The 922-nt window shown below is 70.5% G+C and carries 1 protein-coding gene and 1 pseudogene; one reads left to right on the forward strand and one right to left on the reverse strand.

The window, feature by feature from the left end:
- Nucleotides 1-192: GatB/YqeY domain-containing protein (locus A5673_RS16585; protein WP_197518400.1), on the reverse strand; the 192-nt coding region annotated here is incomplete at its 3' end.
- Between A5673_RS16585 and A5673_RS28490 the strand changes: the two are divergent.
- Nucleotides 191-922, forward strand: a pseudogene (locus A5673_RS28490) (hypothetical protein); the annotation flags it as partial. The gene A5673_RS16585 and the pseudogene A5673_RS28490 sit on opposite strands and share 2 nt — an antisense overlap.

Below are 922 nucleotides of genomic sequence, written 5' to 3' on the forward strand. Positions count from 1 at the left end.
ACCGCGCTTGCGCGATTCCCTGGCCAGCACCTTGATGACGTCGTCGTCGGTAAGCTCGCGCGCCTGCTTGCCGGAGACCTCCTCGGTCTGGATCGCGGCCAGCAGCATGCGCAGGGTCGCGGTTCGCAACTTGTCCTGGGCCTTCATCGCCTGGGTGAGGTCGGCCCGGAGCCGGGATTTCAGTTCCGCCATGCCTGAGACGCTACGCGCCGGGGGGCCGGTCAAGATTGTGCAATGCCCGGACCGCCGACAGGATGGAGCCCATGACGAACGTCGGGCGCGGTTTTCAGGGTCGCCGAACAACGTGACCGCGCCGCCGCCCGGTTATCCGGTTGTTCCCCCGCCCGGCCAGTACGCGCCGGGCGGTTATGCGCCGCCGGGGTATTACGGCGCCCCGCCCGGGTACGGCCCCCCTCCGGGCTACGGCCCGCCGCCGGGATACGGGTACGGACCGCCACCCGGGTATGGCCCGCCGCCCGGTTACGGGGTGCCCTACGGTCCGCCGCAGGTGGTTCCCGGGGCGATCAAACCGGGGATCATCCCGCTGCGCCCCCTGACGCTCAGCGACATCTTCAACGGCGCGGTCGGCTACGTCCGAGCCAACCCCCGGGCGACGCTGGGGTTGACCGCGCTGGTCGTCGTGCTCATGCAGCTGATCTCGCTGGCGGCGACGTTCGGCCCGTTGGCCGCCTACGGCAGGATCACCATCGCGCGCTCCAACGAGCTGAGCGGCGGCATCGTCGGCGCCTGGATGGCGTCGATGGCCGCCGGGATGCTGGTCACCTGGCTCGGCGGCATGCTGCTGTCCGGCATGCTCACCGTCATCGTGGGCCGGGCGGTGTTCGGTTCGCCGATCACCATCGGCGAAACGTGGATCAAGATCCGGGGGCGGTTGGTGCCGTTGCTCGGGCTGGCGGTGCTG

Origin of the sequence: Mycobacterium sp. E3198, from assembly GCF_001667015.1 — a bacterium.
GTDB lineage: Bacteria > Actinomycetota > Actinomycetes > Mycobacteriales > Mycobacteriaceae > Mycobacterium.